Raw genomic sequence first — 23,025 nt, 5'->3', positions numbered from 1 at the left:
CTTCCTTGTTCCCGCAACACCTTGACGGGCGCGCGGCGGTGACGCCGCGCGCCGCAACCATGCGCACTTCCCTCATCGCCGCCTGCCTGCTCGCCGCCGCCCTCGCGGCATGCAAGGACCGGCAGGTCACCAGCGGGGCCGCGGCCCAGGCCGCACCGGCACCGGCAACGGTCCAGGCCACGGCCTCGCAGACGCTCGCCCCGCCCGCACCGCTTTCGCTCGCCGCCCAGGCCGGCGCCAAGATGTTCTTCGATCCCGCGCTGTCCGGCTCGGGCAGGATGTCCTGCGCCAGCTGCCATGATCCGGCGCACGCCTACGGCCCGCCGAACAAGCTGGCGGTACAGCTCGGCGGCCGCGATCTCACGCTGGCCGGCACGCGCGCGGTGCCCACGCTGATGTACAAGGACTACACCAAGGCGTACTCCGATACCTACGAAAACCCGGACGCGATCAGCCCGCCCGGACCCGGCGGCGGCTTTGCCTGGGACGGGCGCGCCGACACGCTGGCCGCGCAGGCCGCGATTCCGCTGCTGGCACCCAACGAGATGGCCAACGACAGCCCGGCCGCGGTGGTGGAAGCCATCCGCCACGCGCCCTACGCTGCGCTGTTCCGCCAGGCCTTCGGCGCCGATGCGCTCGACCAGCCCGAACGCGCCTTCGCACTGGCGGGCGCCGCGCTGCAGGCCTTCCAGGTCGAGGACAAGAGCTTCCATCCGTACAGCAGCAAGTTCGACCGCTACCGCAACAACAAGACCGGCGGCACGCTGACCGAAGCCGAGGCACGCGGCCTGCGCGTGTTCCTGGACCCGAAGAAGGGCAACTGCATGGCCTGCCACCTGCTCGGCGGCGGCAACGATGGCAGCCTGGACATCACCAGCGACTACTCGTTCGCCGCCATCGGCGTGCCGCGCAACAAGGACATCCCGGCCAACGCCAATCCCGCGCATTTCGACCTGGGCCTGTGCGGACCGCTGCGCACCGACCACCTTCCGGGCAAGGGCAAGGGCAAGGATGCCGCGAGCGGTTGCGGCATGTTCAAGACACCGGTCCTGCGCAACATCGCCACGCGCCACGTATTCATGCACAACGGCGTTTTCAAGTCACTCGAAGACGTAGTCAAGTTCTACAACACGCGCGATACCCGGCCCGAGCTGTGGTACCCCAGGGACGCCCGCGGCAAGGTGCGCAAGTTCGACGACCTGCCCGCGCGCTACCGCGCCAACCTGGACGCCCAGATGCCGCTGGACCAGCGCCGTGCCGGCAGCACGCCGCCCATGACCGACGCGGAAATGGCGGACCTGCTCACGTTCCTCGCCACGCTGACCGACGGCTACGATCCCGCGCGCGCCGCCACGCCGGCCACCACTACCCAGGCTTCACGATGAACATCTCCTCCCGGCCCGCGCATGCGATCGCCTGCGCCCTGTCACTCACGCTGCTGGCCGCCTGCCAGCAAGCCTCCGACCCAAGCGAGCGCAATTTCGGCGCGGCGCTGCAGCAGTATTTCGAAGGGCACGGCGAGCTGTGCATCGGCCGCCACCTGTGGCCCGTGGACGTACCCGATACGCCTGCCGCGAGCGGATTGCGCGACGGCATCCAGATGCCGGCGCTGGAACGTGCCGGCCTGGTCGCGCACACGCCGGCGGAAATGACCTTGCATCACCAGGACGGCAGCAGCGAGACCGTGAAGGCGCGCCGCTACCAGCTGACCGACAAGGGCCGCGAGTATTTCCGCGAACACCCCCAGGTCAGCACCGCGCAGGCCGGCGCCGCGCAGGCCGATCTCTGCTACGGCAAGATCAGCCTGGCGCGCGTGCTCGACTGGGAACCGCCGCGCGCCGGCGAGGGCGCGCCGCCGCGGCAAACCACCACGGTGCGCTATACCTACGTCATCGATGCCGCGCCATGGACGCGCGAGCTCGCCGTCCAGCAAGCCTTTCCGGTGCTGGCGCGGGTGGTGAAGGGCAGCGGCAGCATGCCGCTCACGCAGGCGCTAACGCTGACCGACGCAGGCTGGGCAGTGCAATAGCCGGATGCGGCAATCGCGCCGGCAAGCGCGCGTCACTTCATGCCATATCGTGCAGGGCATGCATTTTTGCCTGCAGCCACTGCAGGATGCTGGTCTTCTGTGCTTCCGGCGCGACTCGCATCTTCGCCAGCGTATCGTTCGATTCCTTGCGCTGGGAGAGCAGGTTGCACATCCTCGACCCCACTTCCGGGCGCGCCTGGAGAATCGGCGTGAGATCCGTCTTCTCCAGCCGGTAGAGCACTACGCTGGTGATGGCCTCGATGGTGACTTGCATGGGAATGCCGGCGAGCACGCCGAACTCCCCGAAGGTATCGCCGGGGCCGAGCCGCGCGGTCTCGACGCGCTCGCCCCCCTGGTTCGCCGTCACGGAGAGCACGCCGGCGTCCACCAGCAGGAGGTAGTCCGTGATATCGGTACTCGCGACGACCCCCTGTCCTGACTCGTATTCATGCCGCGACAGGCGCTTGGCCAGACGCGAAAGCTCATCCGCATCGAGCTCCTGGAAGATGTTCACCGTGGAGAGCAGCCGCAGGCGACGGTCGGAAGCGGAAGGCGGCTTGCTGTAGGTGGTGGCCAGCGAGCGCAGGTCGATGCCGGCGGAAGCCAGGTGTCGGTATGCGAGATCGAAGAGCTGGTTCGCCGCGGTTGCCTTGCTCGCCAGGGAGGCCACGTAGCACGTCATCTCGTACTCGATCGCGTTCGTGTTCATGCGCTTGACCATGACGGATGGCTCCGGCTTCGGCAGTGCCACCCGGCAGCCCCTGATGGCACGTTCAAGCGCATCGAGGATCAGTTGCGGGCGCGCCTCCGGTGTCACCTCGATGATCACGTTGACGCCATGAAGCTCCGAAGGCCGGCTGAAGTTGGTGATCTTGGCGCGCGCGGTTGCGTTGTTGGGAATGACGATCAGGTTGCCTTGCGCGCTCAGCAGATGGGTGGCGCGCCAGTTGATCTCGAGCACCTTCCCGTCGACGCCATCGATGGATACCAGGTCGCCAAGGTGGTAGGGCTGGGTGGTGTTGAGGACAAGGCCGGAGAACACGTCGCTCAAGGTGCTCTGGATGGCCAGCCCGACAATGATCGCCAGCGCCCCCGATGTCGCCAGCAGGCCGCTCACCGGAAGCTCCAGCACATAGGCAACGGCGGCGACGGCGGCGGCAACGAAGATCAGCGCGCCGAGAACGTCCTGGAATAGGCGCTCGCCTTGCCAGGCCTTGGGCAGGAACAGGGCGCCCGAGAGCGCCGCGAGGACCCGGGCGCCGAGCAGCCACCAGGTGATCTCCAGCGCCTGCGCGAGAAAATGCCGGACTGCCTGGTCAGGCCACGGAGCGGCATCGAGCGGGACCATGCCGCCCCGGAACAGGACGATGGTCAGGAGCGCGAAGATGGCCAGACGGACGAAGAGGCGCAGCCTTTGGCGTTCGGCGCGGATAAGGCGCCAGGCGAGAATATCGCAGATGACGATACCCAGCCCAAGGAACAGCGGATCCAGCCGATATGCCATGGTGAGCCACCCCTGCCGAGATTCGAAACCACGCTCCGTTGAAGCCAGCCGGTGGCTTCAATCGATTCGGCCCTCGCATGGTTGCCCGGGCAACTTGCCGGCCAGGCCACTTCCGGGTCCGCGCCCTATCGTACAGGAGCGGAAATGCCGGCGAAAGGCGGCGGCGGCCTGCCGCTCATTCGAACGCCAGCGCTGACTGGCGCAGGATGGGCAGGGCAGCCGCGGCGGCGGTGCCCTCGAGGCGCAGCAGCGCGCGCTTGCGGTCGGTGCCGCCGGCGTAGCCGGTGAGGTCTCCGCTGGCGCCGAGCACGCGGTGGCATGGCACGATCACCGACAGCGGATTGCGTCCCACCGCGCCCCCGACCGCGCGCGCATGCGTGGGTGGCAGGCCCAGGCCCGCGGCCAGTTCGCCGTACGAGAGCGTCTCGCCGAACGGGATCGCGCGCAGCGCGTCCCAGACCGAGCGCTGGAAAGCGCTGCCGGCCAGCACCATGGGCACGGTGAATGCCTGCAGCCGTTCGGCGAAGTAGTCGTCCAGTTCGTCGGCGGCCTGCTCGAAGACGGCCTTCGCCGCGGCCGGCACGATCGCGGCCGGCGTGGCCGTCGCGGGATAATGCTTCTGCCCGGCAAAGAAGAGCCCGCTCAGGCGCGCCCCGTCGGCGCGCAGCAGCACCTCGCCCAGCGGGCTGGGGATAATGCGATAGGCAATCATGGCGTGACCTTCTCCTTGTCTCTCGACTCTTGTTCCTTGCGCTCTTCATAGCGCCGCCACAGATGGATGGCGGCGTAGGCGCGCCAGGGCGCCCACTGCGCAACGTGTTCGTTCATGGCACGCACGGTAGCAATGCCGAGCACCTTGCGCAAGGCGTAGTCGGTACCGGGGAATGCGTCCGGCCAGCCCAGCGCGCGCATGGCCACGTATTGCGCGGTCCAGTCGCCCACCCCTTCGATCGCGCACAGGCCCGCGATGGCGTCCTCGGGCGCGGCACTCGGTTCGAGCTTCAGCTCGCCCGCCGCCACGCGGCTGGCGATGGCATGGATGGCCCGGCCCTTGGCCAGCGGGATGCCGATCTCGCGCAACGCTTCGGGCGCCACCAGCGCCAGTGCGGCAGCGCCTGGAAAGCCGTAGCGCAGGCCCGGCAGCGGCTGCGCCAGCGCGGGGCCGTGGTGCTCTGCCAGCCGCGCCAGCAAGGTGCGCGCATGCTTGACCGAAATCACCTGCCCGACCACCGCGCGCACGGCGATCTCGAAGCCGTCCACCGCGCCGGGAAGGCGCATGCCGGGGGCTTGCGCCGCGAGCGGCCCCAGGTGCTGGTCCACCACATCGGGACGACAGCCGAGGTCGCACAGGCGGCGCACGCGACCCAGCGCTTGCGGGATGACGTGCGCCAGCGAGCCGGACAGCGTCACGCGGATCACGTGGCGGCGCGCTACATGTTCGAGCCGCAGCCAGCCAAGATGGGTGCGGCCGCCGACGTCGATGGCCAGCGTGCGCGCGTAGGTGCCGTCGCCGATCTGCTCGACGCCGTCCACCGCCCGCACGCCGATGAACTGCAGCCACGACGCCCATGCCAGCGGCGGGCGGTAGCCCAGCTCGAACACCAGTTCGTCGGCCATGTTGTCGGCAGCGCGCTTGCGCATCGCCAGCGGCGTGAGCCCGTAGCGCGTCTTGAGCACGTCGTTGAAACGCCGCACGCTGCCGAAGCCGGCGGCGTGCGCCACGTCGGTGACCGTCAGCGCGGTATCGGTCAGCAGGCGCTTGGCCAGCAGCAGCCGCTGGGTCTGCGCGTACTCCAGCACCGAGACCCCGAACTGGGCGTCGAACAGCCGCCGCAGATGGCGCTCGGTGACGCCGATGCGCGCGGCCAGCGCGGCCACGCCGGCATCGGCCATGAAGCCGTCATCGATCAGCGTGGCCGCCGCCTGTGCCAGCCGCCCGGACAGATCGGACAAGCCGTGCCCCGGCGCCAGTTCGGGCCGGCAGCGCAGGCAGGGCCGGAAGCCGCGCTTCTCGGCCGCGGCGGCGGTCTCGTAGAAGGTGCAGTTCTCGCGCTTGGGCGTGCGCACCGCGCACACGGGGCGACAGTACACCCCGGTGGACGACACGCCGACAAAGAAGCGTCCGTCGAAGCGGCGGTCGTGCGAGGCCACGGCCTTGTAGCAGGTGTCCGGATCGAGTTTCATAGGGTGCATGCTACTCCGTCGGCGGCACCGGACTGGCTGGATTCGGACATTTGCCCCGGCACTCGCGGGTGCCGGCGGCATGCGGAAATGTCGGAAAGCGCGACGGCATGCCGCCACAGGGCGCGGCAACGGCTAGAATCGGCCTCCGGACCTTCCTTGCCGCAGGTGGCGCAGCCTGTTCCTGCCGTCCGCCCGCGCCGGGGCAAACCCATTCCAAGCCGAATTCCGCATGCGTCTTATCCTCAAGCGCCTCACCTGCCTGCTGGCCCTGGCCTTCAGCGTCTCCACGCCTGCTGCTCCCGCCGGCACGCAGCCTGCCGCGGCAACCCCGGCCCAGGTAGCCAGCGCCGAGGGCATCACCGAGTACCGCCTGCCCAACGGCCTGCGCGTGCTGCTGGCGCCCGACGACGCCCAGCCGGTGACCACCGTCAACATGACTTACCTGGTGGGCAGCCGCCACGAGAACTACGGCGAGACCGGCATGGCGCATTTGCTCGAGCACTTGCTGTTCAAGGGCACGCCGGCCTTGCCCGGCAACACCATCGCGCAGGAACTCACGCGCCGCGGCATGCAGTTCAACGGCACCACCGGCTTCGACCGCACCAACTACTTCGAGAGCTTCTCCGCCAGCGAGGAGAACCTGGACTGGGCGCTGAAGATGGAAGCGGACCGCATGGTCAACAGCTTCATCGCGCGCGAGGCGCTCGACAGCGAGATGACGGTGGTGCGCAACGAGATGGAGCGCTCCGAGAACGAACCTGGCGCCATGCTCGCGCAGCAGATGCGCGCGGCGGCCTACCGCTGGCACAACTATGGCAAGGCGCCGATCGGTGCGCGCAGCGACGTGGAGCATGTCTCCATCGGCAACCTGCAGGACTTCTACCGCCGCTACTACCAGCCCGACAACGCGGTGCTGGTGGTGGCGGGCAAGTTCGACGTGCCCGCCACGCTGGCCCGCATCGGCACGTTTTTCGGCGCGATCCCGAAGCCGGCGCGCACGCTGCCGGCGGAGTACACCGTGGAGCCGCCGCAGGAAGGCGCGCGCGAGATCACCCTGCGCCGCAAGGGTGACGCGCAGATGGTGGCGATTCAGTACCACATCGCGCCGGGCGCGCACCCGGATGCCGTGGCGATGCAACTGCTGGCCGACATCCTGACCGACGGGGCGGGCGGCCGCCTGTACAAGGCGCTGGTCGAAAGCGGCAAGGCCAACTGGCAGTCGGGCTCGGTGTCGGCCATGCGCGATCCCGGCTCGGTGCTGTTCGCCGCGGGCCTGGGCAAGACGCAGGATCTCGAGGCCGCGCAGCGGGCATTGCTGGCGCAGGTGGAGGGCTTTGCCGAACGGCCCGTGACCCAGGCGGAACTAGAGCGCGCCCGCACCCGGCTGCTCAATGCCTACGAGCGCCTGCTGGAGAACCCCTCCGGCTACGCCGTGGCCTTGTCCGATGCCATCGCCAAGGGCGACTGGCGCCTGCTGCTGATCGCGCGCGACCAGGCCGGGCGCGTCACCCTGGACGACCTGCAGCGCGTGGCGCAGAACTACCTGCGCCCAAGCAACCGCACGCTCGGCCGCTTTATCCCCGTCGACATGCCCGGCGAGACCGCCACGGCCGCGCTGGCGCCCGCCGCCATGCCCGCCGCGCCGGATGTCGCCGCCATGGTGGCAGGCTTCCAGGCCAAGCCGGCCAGGGCCGCGGTGGCGGCCTTCGACCCGAGCCCGGAGAATATCGAAGCGCACACGCTGCGCGGCAAGCTCGCCAACGGCATGCAGTTCGCCCTGCTGCCCAAGCCCAGCCGCGGACAGACCGTGAGCGGCCGGGTGGTCCTGCGCACGGGCGAGCTGAGCAGCCTGCAGGGCCTCGACGCCACGGGCGACATCACGGCCGCCATGCTGATGCGGGGCACGGTCACGATGGACCGGCAACAGATCTCCGACCGGCTGGCCGCGCTCAAGGCCTCGGTGTCGGTGCAGGGCGATGCGGAGGGTGTCACGGTGCGCTTCGAGGCGCGGCGCGACACGCTGGCGCAGACGCTGGCACTGATCCGCGACGTGCTGCGCGAGCCCAGCCTGCCTGTCGCCGAGTTCGAGACCCTGCGCGCCAACGCCATCGCCGGCATCGAAGGCGGGCTGGGGCGCCCGGAAACGCTCGCTTCGCTCGCGCTGGGGCGGCACGGCAATCCCTACCCTGCGGGGGATCCGCGTTACGTGGCCACGCCGCAGGAAGACATCGCCGCCCTCAGGCGACTGAAGCTCGACGAGGTCCGCGCCTTCCACGCGCGCTTCTACGGGGCCGGCGACGGCCAGGTCACGCTGGTCGGCGATTTCGACCAGCCGGCCGCCCGCGCCCAGCTGGCCAGCCTGTTTGGCGACTGGCGCGCACAGGCGCCGTATGCACGCATCGCGCGGCCGTTCGTGGCGCTGCCGCCGGCGAGCCTCACGCGCGAGACAACGGRCAAGGCCAACGCCGTGTATCTGGCCGCGCTGCCGGTGGAGCTGACCAGCGACGCCCCCGACTATCCGGCCCTGGTGATCGCCAACCGCGTCTTCGGCGGCAACCCGCTCAAGAGCCGGCTGGCCGACCGCCTGCGCCAGCAGGACGGAATCAGCTACAGTGTGGGCAGCTTCGTTCAGGTTGGCGCGCTCGATACCAATGGGCGCCTCGGCATGCAAGCGGCGTATGCGCCGCAAAACCTCGACAAGCTCAAGCGGGGCGTCGCGGAAGAACTGGCTCGGCTGACGGCCCAAGGCATCACGCCGGAGGAACTGGCGCAGGCCAGGAGCGGCCTGTTGCAGCAAGGCGCGCTCGCGCGCACCAGCGACTCGGCCCTGGCCGGCACGCTGGCCGGCCAGCTGTTTCTCGGGCGCACCATGCGCTATGTCACGGAGTTCGAGCAAGCTATCGCCACGGCGAGCGTCGAGCAGGTCAACGCCGCGATCCGCAAGTATGTGGATCCGGCCAGGGTGGTCCAGGTATACGCAGGAGATTTTTCTGTCACGGCAGCGCAAGATGGCGCAGCCACCATAAAGGCAGGCAACACCCCTGCGGTAGCAACGCCATCCCCCTGAAACCGCGAGAGTGGAGGAAAATGGAGGCTGCCCGGGTGTCGCAGGACGCCCGCGGTGCGGCAGCGTGGCCGGCCGGGGGGCGACCCCTTGCCGCAACAGCGCGTTGACTGTATATTCGTACAGTATAAGTTGATATAAGAGGTGTGGATGTCAATAGTGCGAGCTAGCAGCAAGGCAGAAGCGCTTCGGCTTCTCGCATCGAAAGATGTGCTGGCCCTTGAGCTGGACTATGAGACCGGATGGCAGGACGCCGTCGAACTGGGCCGGCTCGGAGAGAAACGCGGCATTAAAGTGCAGTACCGGGGACAGGAAAGCATCGCTGTCCATTCGCGCGAAGCCCTGATCGAAGGGCTTGCCAAAACCAAGACTACCTTCCGCCAACGCAACCTGTATTGCCAGTTCGACCTCGGCACGCTGGCCGATCACGAACTGCTCGATCTCGAAGCCAAGGCCACCCGACTGGGCGACTATATCCTGGCAGGCCATCTGCTGCGGGATGTGGACGGCGTTTGGCCGCAGGAAGCACAGGATGCGCAGGAGCCGCGCCAGGAATCGCGGCAAGAACCGCAGTAAATCCGCGGAAAGACAGGCGGCAAGCGATRCGCGCGGYATTGCGCGCGATCACCCGGGAGGCCCTCATTCGCGCGACGCCCGCAGGCATCGCGCGACAGGCGCGTGCCCCCGGCGTGCGCGGCGTTCTGGCGCCGCCCAGGTGTTCCCTCCCCTTCAGCCGTGCCGGACCGCCCCGCGCCCATATCCTTCGCGGGCTTCGAAAAGGCCGCGCAGAACGTCCCGGGCTGCATGGAATGTCACGTCGTGACAGGTAAGTTCGACTACTTCATGGTGCTCTGGCAGGTCCTGTCGACCACGCAGATTCCGCTCCGAATGCACCTTTGCGCACACCACCGCAGAGCCGGCGCAATCGCACTACACTGGAAACCTGCGTGCCTGCCCGGCCCCGCGGCCGTCTTCAGCGCGGGGCCTCAGGACGAAAAGCAAGAGGCAAACCATGACCGACCTGTCCGCCCCCGCCCTGAACGCCCCCCCGACCGCCGAAGAAAAACGCAAGCGCATCTACGCCATCGTCGCCGCCTCGTCAGGCAACCTGGTCGAGTGGTTCGACTTCTATGTCTACGCGTTCTGCGCGATCTATTTTGCCGGGTCCTTCTTCCCCAAATCCGATCCCACCGCGCAACTGCTCAACACCGCAGGCGTGTTTGCCGCCGGCTTCCTGATGCGGCCGATCGGGGGTTGGATATTCGGACGCATCGCCGACCGGCATGGCCGCAAGAACTCGCTGCTGATCTCGGTGCTGATGATGTGCTGCGGCTCGCTGCTGATCGCCAGCCTGCCGACCTACAACACCATCGGGGCGTGGGCGCCCGCGCTGCTGCTGGTGGCGCGCCTGCTGCAAGGCCTCTCGGTGGGCGGTGAGTACGGCACCACCGCGACCTATATGAGCGAAGTCGCGCTCAAGGGCCAGCGCGGTTTCTATTCTTCGTTCCAGTACGTCACGCTGATCGGCGGCCAGTTGCTGGCCGTGCTGGTGGTCGTGCTGCTGCAGCAGTTCCTCGACGAGCAGGAGCTCAAATCCTGGGGCTGGCGCATTCCCTTCGTGATCGGCGCGATCACCGCCATCGTCGCGCTCTTCCTGCGCCGCACGCTGCATGAAACCACCTCTGCCGCCACGCGTGCAAGCAAGGAGGCCGGCACGCTGACCGAGCTGTTCCGCCATCACAAGGCAGCCTTCTTCACGGTGCTCGGCTACACCGCGGGCGGTTCGCTGATCTTCTATACGTTCACCACCTACATGCAGAAGTACCTGGTCAATACGGCCGGCATGTCGATCAAGACAGCCAGCTACGTGATGACCGGCTGCCTGTTCGTGTATATGTGCATGCAGCCGGTCTTCGGCATGCTGTCGGACCGCATCGGGCGGCGCAACAACATGCTGATGTTCGGCGCGCTGGGCGCGCTGGCCACGGTGCCGGTGATGACGGCGCTCAAGAGCGTGCACAGCCCCTTCGCCGCCTTCGTGCTGATCTGCATCGCGCTGGCGATCGTCAGTCTCTACACCTCCATCAGCGGCATCGTGAAGGCGGAGATGTTCCCCACCGAGATCCGGGCGCTGGGCGTGGGGCTGGCGTATGCGGTGRCCAATGCCGTGTTCGGCGGCTCGGCCGAGTACGTTGCACTGGACCTCAAATCGCTCGGCCACGAGTCGAGCTTCTATTGGTACGTGACGGTGATGATGGTGATCGTGTTCCTTGTCGCCTTCCGCCTGCCGCGGCAGGCGAAGTACCTGCACCACGAACACTGACGCGCCCGCGCGCGCGTCCACGGACCCTCGCGCGCTTTGCCGGGCGGGGGCCCGGCCCGCGTAGCGCGACTAGCGCGGAAACGCTGCAGGCCTGCGCGACTGCCCGCGCACGGCGGCATGCCTGGGCCAGATGGACAGGCCGATGCCGATGCCATCCGCAAGCACCATGCGCGTGCCACCCAGCCGCTCGGCGCACAGGCCGAACGCGGTTTCGCTGGCCCAGCTGCCCAGCCTGCGGCCCTGATGCTCGAGCGTAAGCATCGCCTTTTGCGCGGTATAGGACAGCCAGCGCCGCGCCACATGCGTCAATGGCAGGCCAAGGCGGCCGGCCAGCGCGGCCAGTGCGTCGAGGTCGACCGCGCCGGGCAAGGTGCGGCGGCACACGTCGAGCGGCATCAGCAGGCGGCCGGCGAAGGCATAGGCCTGGCCGCCCGCCGATTCGTCGTCGGGCATGGCCATCAGCGCCTCGTTGGCGCACTCGACGAAATCCAGGTCGGTGCCGCCCAGCAGATGCCTGCCGAGCAGGTAGGCAATCATGAAGCGCGCGTCCGGCGCGGCCAGGCGGTCGCTGTAGAGAATGGTCCAGGCACGGGCGCCAGTGCGATAGAGCGCGCCGTCGAAGCTCTGCAGCCGGCTCGGCTGTACGGAGCACACCTGATCGGCGCGGTGCAGCGCGCGGCCGGCGCCAAGCGCCAGGCGAATGCAGTCGAGCGGCGCGTCCGCCGGCTGCAGGGCGGCCATCAGCGCTTCGATGATGGGATAGCACGGCGCGCTGCCGGGCCCCGCATTGTCATTGGCGGCCAGGAGCGCATGGCGGCCGGGCGTATTGCCCGCTGCCACAAGGTCGGGGCTGCGCGCGGGCACGCCGGAAGCGACGAATGCCATCGTGGGTGGTCTCCGTTGAAGCGACGGGGCGGTGCGCGCCCGCGGGCCGTGAAGCAGGCCATGAAGCAGGCCGCGGATGCAAGCCGTGGATGCAAGCCGTGGATGCGAGCGGTGGATGCGAACCGGCGGCGCAGGCCGCCGTGCGCGCGGCGGGACGGACGTGGTGCCCGCCCCCGCCTGCGCGCGGCGCGATCAGTCGCGCAGGAGCTGCTTGGCGATGATCAGTTGCTGGATCTGCGTGGTGCCTTCGTACAGGCGCAGCAGGCGCACGTCGCGGTAGAAACGCTCGGCCTTGTACTCGGCGATATAGCCGGCGCCGCCGTGGATCTGCACGGCGCGGTCGGCCACGCGGCCCACCATCTCGGTACAGAACATCTTGGTGCAGGAGGCCAGCATGCTGACTTCCGGATCGCTCTTGCCGGGCGTCTTGGCGTCATAGCGCGCAGCGCAGTCACGCACCATCGACAGGCCCGCGTACAGCTCGGCCTGGCTGTCGGCCAGCATGGCCTGGATCAGCTGGAAATCGCCGATCGGCTGGCCGAACTGCTTGCGCTCCTTGGCATAGGCCACGGCGTCCGTGATCAGGCGGTGCGCCATGCCGCAGGCCAGCGCCGAGAGATGCAGGCGGCCGCGGTCAAGCACCTTCATGGCAGTCTTGAAGCCCACGCCCGGCACGCCGCCGATGATGTTGGCCGCCGGCACGCGCACGTTCTCCAGCACCACGTCGCAGGTCTTGGTGCCGCGCTGGCCCATCTTCTTGTCCGGCTTGCCCAGCGAGATGCCCGGGGTATCGGCCGGCACGACGAACGACGAGATGCCCGAGGCGCCGGCACCGCCGGTGCGGGCCATCAGCGTGAAGGCGCCCGCGCGCGGCGCGTTGGTGATGAAGCGCTTGGTGCCGTTGATGACGTAGTGGTCGCCGTCGAGCTCGGCCCGGGTCTGCAGCGAAGCCGCGTCGGAACCGGCGTTCGGCTCGGTCAGCGCGAACGAGATGATCAGCTCGCCGCTGGCGATCTTGGGCAGGTAGGCCTGCTTCTGCTCCTCGGTGCCATCCATCAGGATGCCCTGCGAGCCGATGCCCACATTGGTGCCGAACACCGAGCGGAAGGCGAAGGCGGTGTGGCCGAGGTCGTAGACCACATCGCATTCCTGCGACATCGAAAGGCCGATGCCGCCGTAGTTCTCGGGGATGGAGATCCCGAACAGGCCCATCTCCTTCATGTCGGCGACGATCTCGGCCGGTACGTCGTCAATTTCCTCGAGCGTGTCTTCGGCCGGCTTCAGGCGTTCGTCGATAAAACGCTGCACCGACGCGCGCAGCAGCGAAAAGGATTCTGCATCCAGGCTCATGGGAAATCTCCGGTCAAGGCAAACAACGATGTGGCCATCATGGTACGCCGTCACCTGGTTTTGACAATCCCCCAGGTCTTGAACAGAATGGATAGTTATTTTTTACAATCAGAAAAATGTGATTGTTGCATTTCTTTTGGCAAGCGGAAAACAGCAGCCTGGTGCGCCGTCGCCACCGCGATGCAGTCATGCATGCCGGCGGTGGTGGTGGTGCCAGCGGGACGCAGCCAGCAGCGACGATGCGCGGATGGCTTTTTCATGGAAACAGGGGGGGAAGCCCGAACAAGGGCGGGACAGGCAACGTCAGGCACGCCGATCGCGGCGCGCGGAGCGCCGCAACCGGGTTGATGGCAGGAAAACCGGGCGGCACCCAGGCGCCGCCGCGTCAATCAGGCTTCCGCGATCAGGAAGCGCGTGCGGTTCTTGCCCAGCCATGCCGGAGCGCGGCCACGGCCGGTCCAGGTGGCCCCGGTCTTGGGGTCGCGGTACTTCGGGGGCAGCGCGCTCTTGGGCTTGGCGGCCTTGCCATTGGCGCCGGCTGCCGGACGGCCGCGGCGGCGCTTGGGAGCGATATCGTCGAGCGTCAGTTCATATTCCGACATGAGACCCTGGATCTGGGCAATGACGCCGGACACTTCACTGGCGCGCATCTCCGTCAGTTTTGCCTCGAGCGCTTCCTTCTCCGCGATCAGCTGCTTGTACGTCGCCATTTTGATTCTCCTGGGTCAGGGTTAATTGAATGATAGGGAAAATTTGCTGCCACAGCCTACCACGTTTGATTAATAAAGAAATAGCAACGTAAGAACTTGATACAACCGTCCGAATTTCGCTGCCATTTGGGGCATGCCCGCGGCCGTGCCGATTGGGCGGAATGGTCCGATTGCCGTGATTGGCAACGGCCAATGCGTGTCCCTGAAGATTCCGGATTCACGTATTAGCGCCACGGATATTGCGGTTTCCTATCCCCGCTTTGACCGTCGCCATGCTGGTGTATTCAGGCAACCCGCGGCGGCAAGAAAGGGTTTCGAAAGCCGAAAGCAAGGCCAATGGGCCCGCAATTGCCGCCGGCAGGCGGCTGCCGGCCATCGCCCCGCCACCATGGATTGGATCAAATCCCGGCCATCGGACAGTTCCTGGACAATGCGCGAAGCGGCATGGAAATTGGCGAAGACCTTCAAAGCCGATGCTAAGCAATATCCACTTTCGCGCCGCATGCGTATCGCACCGGGCGGATGGCCGGTGCCCCGATGCCGGAGTTTTTTTGCAAGGAAAGGCCCCGGCATGCCCACGGCACTTGAATCGCAATGCATTGCCTGCTTTGATTCAAACGCGCGCCGGCGCGGCATTGCCAATTGGTGCCCGCCCGGTCGTACGCTGGCCGGCCTCGTTCTTTGCCTGCCGCATCAAACCGGTGGTAACGTGCAATTCGCGCGTCCATTGGAAACCGGGCCACTTCAATTCGGGGGAATACGAGATGCCGCTTGCGCTGCGAGATAAACCCCATTCACACGTGAGCGGTGCCGTGGATCCCGTCGAAGCGCTCCGGTGCCGCCCCGGCTGGCTCGGCACGCGCGTCGGCATGGCGATGATGCTGGCGCTGCTGACAGCCTGCGCCAGCCTGCCGCAGCCGCCCGGCGGCACGCCCTCGCATGCGCTGACCGATACGGCCAGCACGAGGCTCGGCCAGGCGCTGGCGCCGGGGCAGGCGCAACACCCCGGCGAATCGGTGTTCTATCCCTTGTCATCCGGCCCCGACGCGCTGGTGGCGCGGCTCGCGCTGGCGCGCGGCGCCGAGCGCAGCCTGGACCTGCAGTACTACATCTTCGACGCCGACCTCACCGGCAAGACCCTGCTCGGCGCCGTGGTGGCGGCGGCCGACCGCGGGGTGCGCGTGCGGCTGCTGCTCGACGACCTTCACCTGTCGGGGCAGGACCGTGCGCTGGCGGCCATCGACGCGCATCCCAATATCGAGGTACGGCTGTTCAACCCGTTTGCGAATCGCGGCGCGCGCTGGCTCGATTTCGCCACGAGCTTCCGGCGCCTGGACCGGCGCATGCACAATAAATCGATGACCGCCGACAATCAGCTCTCGGTGGTGGGCGGACGCAATATCGGCGACCCGTACTTCTCCGCCGACGCCGCCAGCGACTTCACGGATTTCGACGTGCTGGCCGGCGGCCCCGTGGTGCAACAGGTTTCCGCCGTCTTCGACGACTACTGGAACGGCGCCGCGAGCTATCCGGCGGCAGCGCTGCTGCCCGCGCCGGACGACGCGCAGGCCGAAGTGGAGGCCTTGCGCAAATACCTGGACCGCGAGGCGGAGCAGGCCAGGGGAGGCGAGTATGCGCAGGAACTCTTCACCTCCGGCATCGTGCGCGCCCTCGAAGCCGGCAAGCTGCCCGCCTACTGGGGACGTGGCACGGTGATCGCCGACCAGGCCGTCAAGGTCACGCTACCGCCCGAGGACGACTCCACCCACGCCATCCCGAAGCTGGCGCGGCTGCTGGGAAGCGCGCAACAGGAGCTATCCCTGGTCTCGCCCTACTTCGTGCCCGACCGCAAATCCGTCGAGTGGCTTGCCGCCCTGGCGCAGCGCGGCGTGCATGTGCGCATCCTCACCAATTCCTACGCCGCCACCGATGTCAGCGCGGTGCATGCCGGCTATGCGCCCACGCGCCAGGCACTGCTCGAAGCCGGCGTCGAGCTGTATGAACTCAAGCCGTCCGCCTACGCGGAGATGGCGCGCACCGGCCACCGCAGCCTGATCAGCAAGAGCCGGGCGAGCCTGCACGCCAAGAGCTATATGGTGGACCGCCACCTGCTGTTCGTCGGCTCGCTCAACCTGGACCCCCGCTCGGCACGGCTGAACACCGAGATGGGCGTGGTGCTCGACAGCGCCGCGCTGTGCGCCACGCTCAGCACGGGACTGGACGACAAGCTGCTCGACGTCGCCTACAAGGTCATGCTGGAGGCAGATCCCGCCAGCGGGCAGCAGCAGATGGTCTGGGTCACGCGCGAGGACGGCCTGCTCCGGACCTATCGCAGCGAGCCGGACATGGGCTTCTTCCAGCATCTCGGGCAGGGGCTGTTGCGCCTGCTGCCGCTGCATGAGGAACTATAGGCAGGCGGCGCGTGCGCGCCAGGCGCGCGGGCGATCAACGCTAAACTCCCTGCCGTGCCGACGCCCGCTGCACTCTGCACGCTTTCATAAAGGATTTCAAGCGCCACATGGATCTCAACGCCCTTCGCCTGTTCGTGGACATCGTCGACGCCGGCAACCTGTCGGCCGCCGCGCGCAAGCTCAAGATGACGCGCGCCAACGTGAGCTACCACCTCAAGGCGCTGGAGGAGGCGCTCGGCGTGCAGCTGCTGCGCCGGACCACGCGCCATGTGGAACCCACGCCGGTGGGCGCCGGCCTGTACGAGCACGGCCGCAATATCCTGGGCGAGGTGGCAGCGGCCAACGCGCTGATCAACAGCATGGGCAAGAGCCTGCAAGGCCATGTGCGCCTGTCGGTGCCGACCGGGCTGGGCCACGCGATGCTGTCGCCGCTGCTCGTGAAGTTCAAGCACCGCTACCCCGACATCACGCTCGACGTGGTGTTCGACAACCGCATCCACAACCTGGTCTCCGAGGATGTGGAAGTGGCCTTGCGCATCATCTCGACACCCCCCGATTCGGTGGTGGCCACCGAGATCGGCGTGGTCGAATGGATAGTGTGCGGCTCGCCGGGCTACCTGGCCACGCAGCCCGCCCCGCGCGAGCTGGCCGATCTCAAGGACCATGCGATCGTGTGTGCCTCGCCCATCGGCCAGAAGCTCAAGGCATTCGGCACGCGCGGCCAGGGCGTCGATGCCGTGCGCGAGCAGGTGGCGCTGGAACCCACGCTCAGCTCGGAGAACTTCGCCTTCCTCAAGGACGGCGTGCTGGGCGATCTCGGCCTCGGTATCTTCCCCCTCTACGCCATTGGCGCCGAGCTCGAGGCGGGCACGCTGGTAGCGCTGCTGCCGGACTACCACATCAGTGTGTTCGGCAGCCGCCTCTACATGCTGACCATGCCCAACCGCTACCAGACCATGGCCACGCGCTACCTGCTGAACTTTCTCAAGACCGAGTTGCAGGCCCTGTGGCCCGCACCCCGGCAGACGCCACCCGCCGGCGAGCCCGACGAAGCACCCGACGAGCCGTGACCCCCGCATGACGCCGGCGTCACCGGTGCGCACAGCGGCTTGGCAGCCCGGCAACGCCGTCTATAGTAGGAAACGCAGGGGTCAACCGGCCCGGACTGCAACGTACAGCGAAGGAGACGCATCATGGCCTTGGCTACCACCCTGGCAAATTGCCTGAACAGCAGGAACAGCCGTTTCGATACCATCCGCCATCCCTACACCCTCAGCAGCATGGCCACTGCCGAGGCAGCACACGTTCCCGGAGACCGCCTGGCCAAGACCCTGTTGCTGGAGGACGAAATCGGCTACGTGGCCGTGGTCATCCCGTCCAGCCATCACCTGAACCTGGCGGCGCTGTGCGCGCAGACAGGCCGCACGCTGATCCTCGCGCAGGAAGACGAGATCCGCGAAGTCTTCAAGGACTGCGACTTCGGCGCCATTCCTCCCGTGGCCATGGCGTATGGCATGCACACCTATCTCGACGAGAGCCTGCTGGCGCAGCCGGAAGTGTTCTTCGAGGCAGGCGATCACCAACAGCTGGTCCACATGACCTGCGAGCAGTTCACCGACCTGATGGCCGGTGCCGAGCAAGGACATTTCTCCCACCACATGATGTAGGTCCCCGAGGGGCGCTTGCTGCCTTGCGCGCGGCGCGCCCCAGTCCTTTCGCGCAGCCCGGGCGCCACCATCACTATTGCAGGCTGATGCCCGACTGCTTCACCAGCTTCTCCGTGCGCGGGATTTCCGCGCCGACCATTGCGCCGAAATCCGCGACCGAGCCGCCACGCGGCTCTGCCCCGGTGGCCGCCAGCTTCTCGCGGAAGCCCGGATCCTTGAGCAGCTTGTTGATCGATGCATTGAGCTTGCCGACCACCTCGGGCGGCGTGCCCCTGGGCGCGACGATGCCGTACCAGGGCGCGATATCGAAGCCCGGGTAGCCCTGCTCCGCGATGGTGGGGATATCCGGCGCCATCGCCGAGCGCCTGGCGTTGGACATGCCCAGCGCACGCAGCTTGCCGGCCTTCACATAGGGCAGCCCGGTCATGATGGTGTCGAAGTACATCGACACCTGGCCCGACAGCAGCGCCGGGATCGCCTCGCCCGCCCCCTTGTACGGCACGTGCACGATATCGATGCCGGCCAGCGCCTTGAGCATTTCTCCGGCCATGTGCGAGGTGGTGCCGGCACCGAACGACGCATAGGTCAGCTTGCCCGGATTGGCCTTGGCGTAAGCGATCATCTCGGGCAAGGTCTTGAACGGCAGGTCCGGGCTGGACAGCAGGATGTTGGGCGTGAACGCCACCACCGCGACCTTCTCGAAGGCGTCGGGATCGTAGCTGAGCTTCTTGTAGAGGAAGCGGTTGGTCACCAGCGAAGCCGGGCCGGACATCAGCAAGGTGTAGCCGTCGCCGGGCGCGCGCGCGGCGGCCTCGCTGCCGATCATCGCCGCCGCGCCCGGGCGGTTCTCCACCACGAAGGTCTGCCCGTACTCCTTGCCCAGCCCGATGCCGAGCTGGCGCGTGATGAGGTCGGTGGCGGAGCCGGCCTGGAACGGCACCACGATACGCACGGGCTGCGTGGGCCAGTCGCGCGCTGTCTGGGCAAACAGCGAGGGTGCGGCGGCGAGGCCGGCGCCCAGCAGGATGGCGAGCGTGGCTGCGCGTCGTTTCTTGAACGGATGATTGTGCATGGTGTGGCTTGCCTCTAGGAGATGGGATCGTCCCGGCTGGGGTTAAGGATCAATGAAGCAATTGCCATGCCACTTGGAAACGGATTTCCCCGGAACCGGCATACCGTTTTCAGCGAAATCTGCACCTGATTGGATGCGCAATCCAGAATCATGCACTCCGATGGAATTTTCGATATGAATTCCATCATGAAGACACGGTATCCTCCTGCCCGCTCCAACGGCATCGATACGACAAAAAGCATGGCTATCCCGCATGAAAGGCGACATTGTCATCCCGTCATGCGATCAGTCAACGTCCTTCACATGAAAATAAAGCGATACCTCCTTTCCAATTTATTTAAATCGATTCACTCAACCAAATTTAATCCAGGCCGTCTTTATGTCAGTGCATTTATCGAACGCATGCAATGACTTGTCGCGGCCGTTGCCTGATTGCCTGACCCCGCCGAACGGCACCCGGTGGGCGAGGTCGTGCGATCCACTCATGATGATTCCGCGCTTGAGGTGGAACGAAGGCGCCCACGCCCGTGGGCCGTGGCGCGCGTTGGCAAGGTCAGGGACAGGCCGGCTGCGATGATCAGCGCGATGCCCGCCATGGCGGGCCCGTCAGGCCAGCGGCCGAACCACAGCGCGCTGTACACCAGCGCCAGCAGCAGGTGGCAATAGTTGAGCGGCGCCAGGGTGGAGGCCGGCGCGCGCTGCAGCGCCAGGATCAGCAGCACCTGCGCGCCGGCGCTCATGAAACCCATGGCGAGGATGGCCAGCCAGTCCGCCGCGCCGGGCCACACGGCCGGCAGGAAGAACGGCGCCGGCAGGCCGGTGGCGATCATGCAGATCACCGCGGCGAAGCCGTACTGCACGCCGGCATCGGCCTTGCCGGCCAGGCGCCGCGTGAGCAGTTGCAGCAGTGCATACGCGAAGGCCGCTGCCACCATCAGCAAGGTGCCCAGCGGCGACAACTGCGAGCCTGGCCGCACGATCAGCAGCATGCCGGCAAAGCCCGCACCCACCGCCAGCCACTTGCGCGAGCCCACATGCTCGCCCAGCAGCCACGGCGACAGCGCGACGATCACCAGCGGCGACATGAAGTAGATCGCGGTGGCCTCGGCCAGCGGCATCCACAGCAGCGCGGTCATGAAGCAGGTGCCGACCAGCGCCAGCATCACGCCGCGCAGCGCCAGCAGGCCGCGGTGCGGCGTGCGCCAGAAGCGCAGGCGTCCCGAGCGCGCCAGCATCAGCATCGCCACCGTGGCGGTGGCGGCGTAGCGCACCGCGTTCAGGAAGGGCGCCGGGTAGCGCTCCACCAGGTGCTTGGCGGTGGCGTCCACGGTGGCGAACAAGGCCACCGCGCACAGGAAGATCAGGCCGCCGCGCCACCAGCCCGCCGCGCTGCCGCCCGCCGGCGCTGCGGCCCTCATGCGCCGGCCTGCGCCACCATCGCGCCCAGCAGCACGTTGGCGCCGGCTTCCAGGTGCTCGGGCTTGGCGTCTTCCACCTCGTTGTGGCTGATGCCGTCCTTGCACGGTACGAAGATCATCGCGGTGGGCGCCACCGTGGCGATGTACACCGCGTCGTGACCCGCGCCGGTGACGATGTCCTGGTGCGCATGACCCAGCGCCGCGGCCTGACTGCGCACATGGCCCACCAGCTCCGGCGCGAATGGCGTGGGCGGGAAATACTGCACGTCCTCGATCTTCACGCCGAGCGGCGTGCCGGTGGTCTCGCCACGCGCCAGCGCCGCGCAGGCCGCGCGCAGGCGCGCGTCCATCTCCGCCAGGCGGTCCGCATCCTGGTGGCGCAGGTCCACGGTGAACTTCACTTCGCCCGGGATCACGTTGCGCGAGGCGGGATGCACGTCGAGCACGCCCACCGTGCCGCGCCCGTGCGGCGCGAAATCATGGGCGATGCGCACCACCTCCTGCAGGATGAAGGACGCGCCGTACAGCGCGTCGCGCCGCAGCGGCATCGGCGTGGGGCCGGCATGCGCTTCCATGCCGGTCACGGTCAGGTCGTACCAGCGCAGGCCCAGCGAACCCGTCACCACGCCGATCACGTTGCCGGCGTCTTCCAGTACCGGACCCTGCTCGATATGCGCCTCGAAATACGCGCCCACCTGCCGCCCGCCCACTTCGGCGTCGCCGGCGTAGCCGATCGCGCGCAGTTCGTCGGCCACGCGCTTGCCTTCGTTGTCGGTGGCGTCCAGCGCGGTCTGCAGCGGGAAGATGCCGGCGAACACGCCCGAGCCCATCATCACCGGCACGAAGCGCGTGCCTTCCTCGTTGGTCCAGATCGCCAGCTCGAGCGGCGCCTCGGTCTGCACCCCGTGGTCGTCGAGGGTGCGCATCACTTCCAGCCCGGCCAGCACGCCAAAGCAGCCGTCGAACTTGCCGCCGGTGGGCTGGGTGTCGATATGGCTGCCGGTCATCACCGGCGGCAGGCTGTCGTTGCGCCCGGCGCGGCGGCCGAAGATATTGCCCACGCGGTCCACGGTCACGGTCAGGCCGGCATCGCGCATCCAGCCCGTCACCAGGTCGCGGCCCTGCCCGTCCAGCGCGGTCAGCGCCAGGCGCGCATTGCCGCCGCGCGGCGTGGCGCCGACGCGGGCCAGGTCCATCAGCGATTGCCACAGGCGCTCGCCGTTGATCTTCAGTGCGGTCATCTCGGGTCTCCTTGTTCTTGTCTCAGGCCATCGCGGGGACGAGGCCGCACAGAAACGCATCCAGCGCCGGGCCGATCGCTTCCACCTCGTAGCCGCCTTCCTGCACCACCACGGTGGGCACGCCCAGCGCGTTGATGCGCTCGCCGATGCCGCGGTAGGCGTCCAGGCCCACGCGCAGCACGCTGATGGGGTCGTGAATATAGGTATCGAAGCCCAGCGCCAGCACCAGCGCCTGCGGGCGGTAGTCGCGCAGTGCGTCGAGCGCATTGTCCAGCGCGGCCAGGAAGCCGTCGTCCTCGGTGCCGTGCGCCAGCGGGAAGTTCAGGTTGTAGCCATAGCCGGCGCCGTAGCCGCGCTCGTTGGCGTAGCCGGTATAGAAGGGGTAGTAGCCGCTCGGATCGGCGTGCAGCGAGATCGTCATCACGTCGGAGCGCTGGTAGAAGAYCTGCTGGGTGCCGTCACCGTGGTGGGCGTCCACGTCCAGCACCGCCACCTTGCCGAAGCGCTTGAGCAGCGTCTGCGCCGCGATGGCCGAGTTGTTGACGTAGCAGAAGCCCGCCGCGCGGTCGCTGTGCGCGTGGTGGCCGGACGGGCGCGACAGCGAGTAGGCGATGCCCTGGCGGTCCTGCTGCTCGCACACATACTGCGCGGCGCCCACCGCGCTGTGCGCCGAGCGCAGGATGGCGCGCCAGCTCTGTGGCCCGAGCGGCGCGCTCAGGTCACCGAGGTAGTAGCCGGCCTGCGCGATGATGGAATCGGTCGGGCAAGGCACGCGGCGCGGCTGCTCGACGCGGCCGTTGTAGTAGGGCGAGAGATTCGGCAGCACCTCGATGCCGGGCTCGAAGCCGGGCCGCGCCAGCGCCATCCAGCGCTCGTGGGCGTAGCCGAGGAAATCGAGATAAGCCGGGCTGTGCACAGCCTCGAGCGGCGCGCGGCCGAAGTCGGCCGGCTCGGCCAGTTCGATGCCGCGCCCGGCCAGCGCGCGTTGCAGCGCATGCGCCCGCGCAGGCACGTCGGTCGGCTCGCACAGGCGGCCCGCGCGCATGAACTGGCGCGGCTGGTGCAGCAGTTGGTCATCCGAGAAGAAGGCGCGCATGATTGTTTTGTGGTGAGACTTGTTGGTCTTCGTCAGGGTGGTGGTCGACCGAAGGTTTTCTCCCCTCGCCC

General features: G+C 67.7%; 20 protein-coding genes and 1 pseudogene. 10 read left to right on the top strand and 11 right to left on the bottom strand.

Translation table 11 applies throughout. The features are described 5' to 3' along the window. Positions 1-59 precede the first annotated feature (59 nt). Together AB4Z48_RS20550 and AB4Z48_RS20545 are read left to right on the top strand one after the other, a co-directional pair. Positions 60-1,385 carry a cytochrome-c peroxidase gene (locus AB4Z48_RS20550; RefSeq protein ID WP_441617283.1) on the top strand — a complete coding sequence of 442 codons (1,326 nt, stop codon included), beginning with the start codon at positions 60-62 and terminating at the stop codon, positions 1,383-1,385. Further along, on the top strand, positions 1,382-2,029 hold the full coding sequence (locus tag AB4Z48_RS20545) for a hypothetical protein (protein ID WP_441617281.1): 648 nt from the start codon (positions 1,382-1,384) through the stop codon (positions 2,027-2,029). Before AB4Z48_RS20550 ends, AB4Z48_RS20545 begins: the two co-directional genes overlap by 4 nt. A gap of 37 nt (positions 2,030-2,066) precedes the next feature. Here the strand turns inward: AB4Z48_RS20545 and AB4Z48_RS20540 are convergent, their stop codons facing one another. From AB4Z48_RS20540 to AB4Z48_RS20530, 3 genes are all read right to left on the bottom strand, one after another. After that, complete coding sequence (locus AB4Z48_RS20540; RefSeq protein ID WP_441617279.1) at positions 2,067-3,533, bottom strand: mechanosensitive ion channel family protein; 1,467 nt, start codon at positions 3,531-3,533, stop codon at positions 2,067-2,069. Positions 3,534-3,708: 175 nt separating this feature from the next. Beyond that, on the bottom strand, positions 3,709-4,245 hold the full coding sequence (locus AB4Z48_RS20535; protein ID WP_441617278.1) for a methylated-DNA--[protein]-cysteine S-methyltransferase: 537 nt from the start codon (positions 4,243-4,245) through the stop codon (positions 3,709-3,711). Then, positions 4,242-5,717 carry an AlkA N-terminal domain-containing protein gene (locus AB4Z48_RS20530; protein ID WP_441617379.1) on the bottom strand — a complete coding sequence of 492 codons (1,476 nt, stop codon included), beginning with the start codon at positions 5,715-5,717 and terminating at the stop codon, positions 4,242-4,244. The genes AB4Z48_RS20535 and AB4Z48_RS20530 overlap by 4 nt, the downstream gene beginning before the upstream one ends. Before the next feature lie 229 nt (positions 5,718-5,946). Here AB4Z48_RS20530 and AB4Z48_RS20525 point away from each other — a divergent pair, with 229 nt between their 5' ends. The 4 genes and pseudogenes from AB4Z48_RS20525 to AB4Z48_RS20510 all read left to right on the top strand — a co-directional run bounded on the left by AB4Z48_RS20525 (position 5,947) and on the right by AB4Z48_RS20510 (position 11,104). Then, entirely contained in the window at positions 5,947-8,784 is a 2,838-nt protein-coding gene (locus AB4Z48_RS20525) for a M16 family metallopeptidase (RefSeq protein WP_441617276.1), read from the top strand. Positions 8,785-8,931: 147 nt separating this feature from the next. Next, complete coding sequence (locus AB4Z48_RS20520) at positions 8,932-9,357, top strand: PHA-granule associated protein 4 (RefSeq protein WP_441617274.1); 426 nt, start codon at positions 8,932-8,934, stop codon at positions 9,355-9,357. 159 nt (positions 9,358-9,516) lie between these two features. Further along, a pseudogene (locus AB4Z48_RS20515) lies at positions 9,517-9,633 on the top strand (Lrp/AsnC ligand binding domain-containing protein); the annotation flags it as partial. A 160-nt stretch (positions 9,634-9,793) separates the two neighbouring features. Beyond that, positions 9,794-11,104, top strand: a complete 1,311-nt coding sequence (locus AB4Z48_RS20510; RefSeq protein WP_441617272.1) for an MFS family transporter — start codon at positions 9,794-9,796, stop codon at positions 11,102-11,104. A 69-nt stretch (positions 11,105-11,173) separates the two neighbouring features. Here the strand turns inward: AB4Z48_RS20510 and AB4Z48_RS20505 are convergent, their stop codons facing one another. The 4 genes from AB4Z48_RS20505 to AB4Z48_RS20490 form a co-directional block, all read right to left on the bottom strand. Continuing rightward, the gene (locus AB4Z48_RS20505; RefSeq protein WP_441617270.1) at positions 11,174-11,989 is read right to left on the bottom strand and encodes an ImmA/IrrE family metallo-endopeptidase; all 816 of its coding nucleotides are present in this window, start codon (positions 11,987-11,989) and stop codon (positions 11,174-11,176) included. 192 nt (positions 11,990-12,181) lie between these two features. Next, entirely contained in the window at positions 12,182-13,339 is a 1,158-nt protein-coding gene (locus tag AB4Z48_RS20500; RefSeq protein WP_441617268.1) for an acyl-CoA dehydrogenase family protein, read from the bottom strand. Between the two features lie 95 nt (positions 13,340-13,434). Further along, a complete protein-coding gene (locus AB4Z48_RS20495; RefSeq protein WP_441617266.1) occupies positions 13,435-13,599 on the bottom strand; it encodes a hypothetical protein in 165 nt (54 codons plus the stop codon). A 129-nt stretch (positions 13,600-13,728) separates the two neighbouring features. Continuing rightward, entirely contained in the window at positions 13,729-14,049 is a 321-nt protein-coding gene (locus tag AB4Z48_RS20490) for an H-NS histone family protein (RefSeq protein ID WP_441617265.1), read from the bottom strand. Positions 14,050-14,245: 196 nt separating this feature from the next. Here AB4Z48_RS20490 and AB4Z48_RS20485 point away from each other — a divergent pair, with 196 nt between their 5' ends. From AB4Z48_RS20485 to AB4Z48_RS20470, 4 genes are all read left to right on the top strand, one after another. Beyond that, positions 14,246-14,836 carry a hypothetical protein gene (locus AB4Z48_RS20485; RefSeq protein ID WP_441617263.1) on the top strand — a complete coding sequence of 197 codons (591 nt, stop codon included), beginning with the start codon at positions 14,246-14,248 and terminating at the stop codon, positions 14,834-14,836. A gap of 82 nt (positions 14,837-14,918) precedes the next feature. Continuing rightward, positions 14,919-16,460: a phospholipase D family protein gene (locus AB4Z48_RS20480; RefSeq protein ID WP_441617377.1), complete on the top strand. Its 1,542-nt coding sequence runs from the start codon at positions 14,919-14,921 to the stop codon at positions 16,458-16,460. A 107-nt stretch (positions 16,461-16,567) separates the two neighbouring features. Then, a complete protein-coding gene (locus AB4Z48_RS20475; protein ID WP_441617261.1) occupies positions 16,568-17,530 on the top strand; it encodes a LysR family transcriptional regulator in 963 nt (320 codons plus the stop codon). A 123-nt stretch (positions 17,531-17,653) separates the two neighbouring features. Next, positions 17,654-18,127: an aminoacyl-tRNA deacylase gene (locus AB4Z48_RS20470; protein WP_441617259.1), complete on the top strand. Its 474-nt coding sequence runs from the start codon at positions 17,654-17,656 to the stop codon at positions 18,125-18,127. A 73-nt stretch (positions 18,128-18,200) separates the two neighbouring features. Here the strand turns inward: AB4Z48_RS20470 and AB4Z48_RS20465 are convergent, their stop codons facing one another. From AB4Z48_RS20465 to AB4Z48_RS20450, 4 genes are all read right to left on the bottom strand, one after another. Beyond that, complete coding sequence (locus AB4Z48_RS20465) at positions 18,201-19,199, bottom strand: Bug family tripartite tricarboxylate transporter substrate binding protein (RefSeq protein ID WP_441617257.1); 999 nt, start codon at positions 19,197-19,199, stop codon at positions 18,201-18,203. A 482-nt stretch (positions 19,200-19,681) separates the two neighbouring features. Further along, entirely contained in the window at positions 19,682-20,617 is a 936-nt protein-coding gene (locus AB4Z48_RS20460) for a DMT family transporter (protein WP_441617255.1), read from the bottom strand. Further along, positions 20,614-21,858: a Zn-dependent hydrolase gene (locus tag AB4Z48_RS20455; RefSeq protein ID WP_441617253.1), complete on the bottom strand. Its 1,245-nt coding sequence runs from the start codon at positions 21,856-21,858 to the stop codon at positions 20,614-20,616. Before AB4Z48_RS20455 ends, AB4Z48_RS20460 begins: the two co-directional genes overlap by 4 nt. Positions 21,859-21,880: 22 nt before the next feature. Then, positions 21,881-22,954 (bottom strand): histone deacetylase family protein, encoded by a 1,074-nt coding sequence (locus tag AB4Z48_RS20450; RefSeq protein WP_441617251.1) that lies wholly within the window; start codon positions 22,952-22,954, stop codon positions 21,881-21,883. Positions 22,955-23,025: the final 71 nt, after the last annotated feature.

Source organism: Cupriavidus sp. 2TAF22 (assembly GCF_052115045.1).
In the GTDB taxonomy this organism is placed as follows: Bacteria; Pseudomonadota; Gammaproteobacteria; order Burkholderiales; family Burkholderiaceae; genus Cupriavidus.
This window is presented reverse-complemented; position numbering and strand designations above follow the sequence as displayed.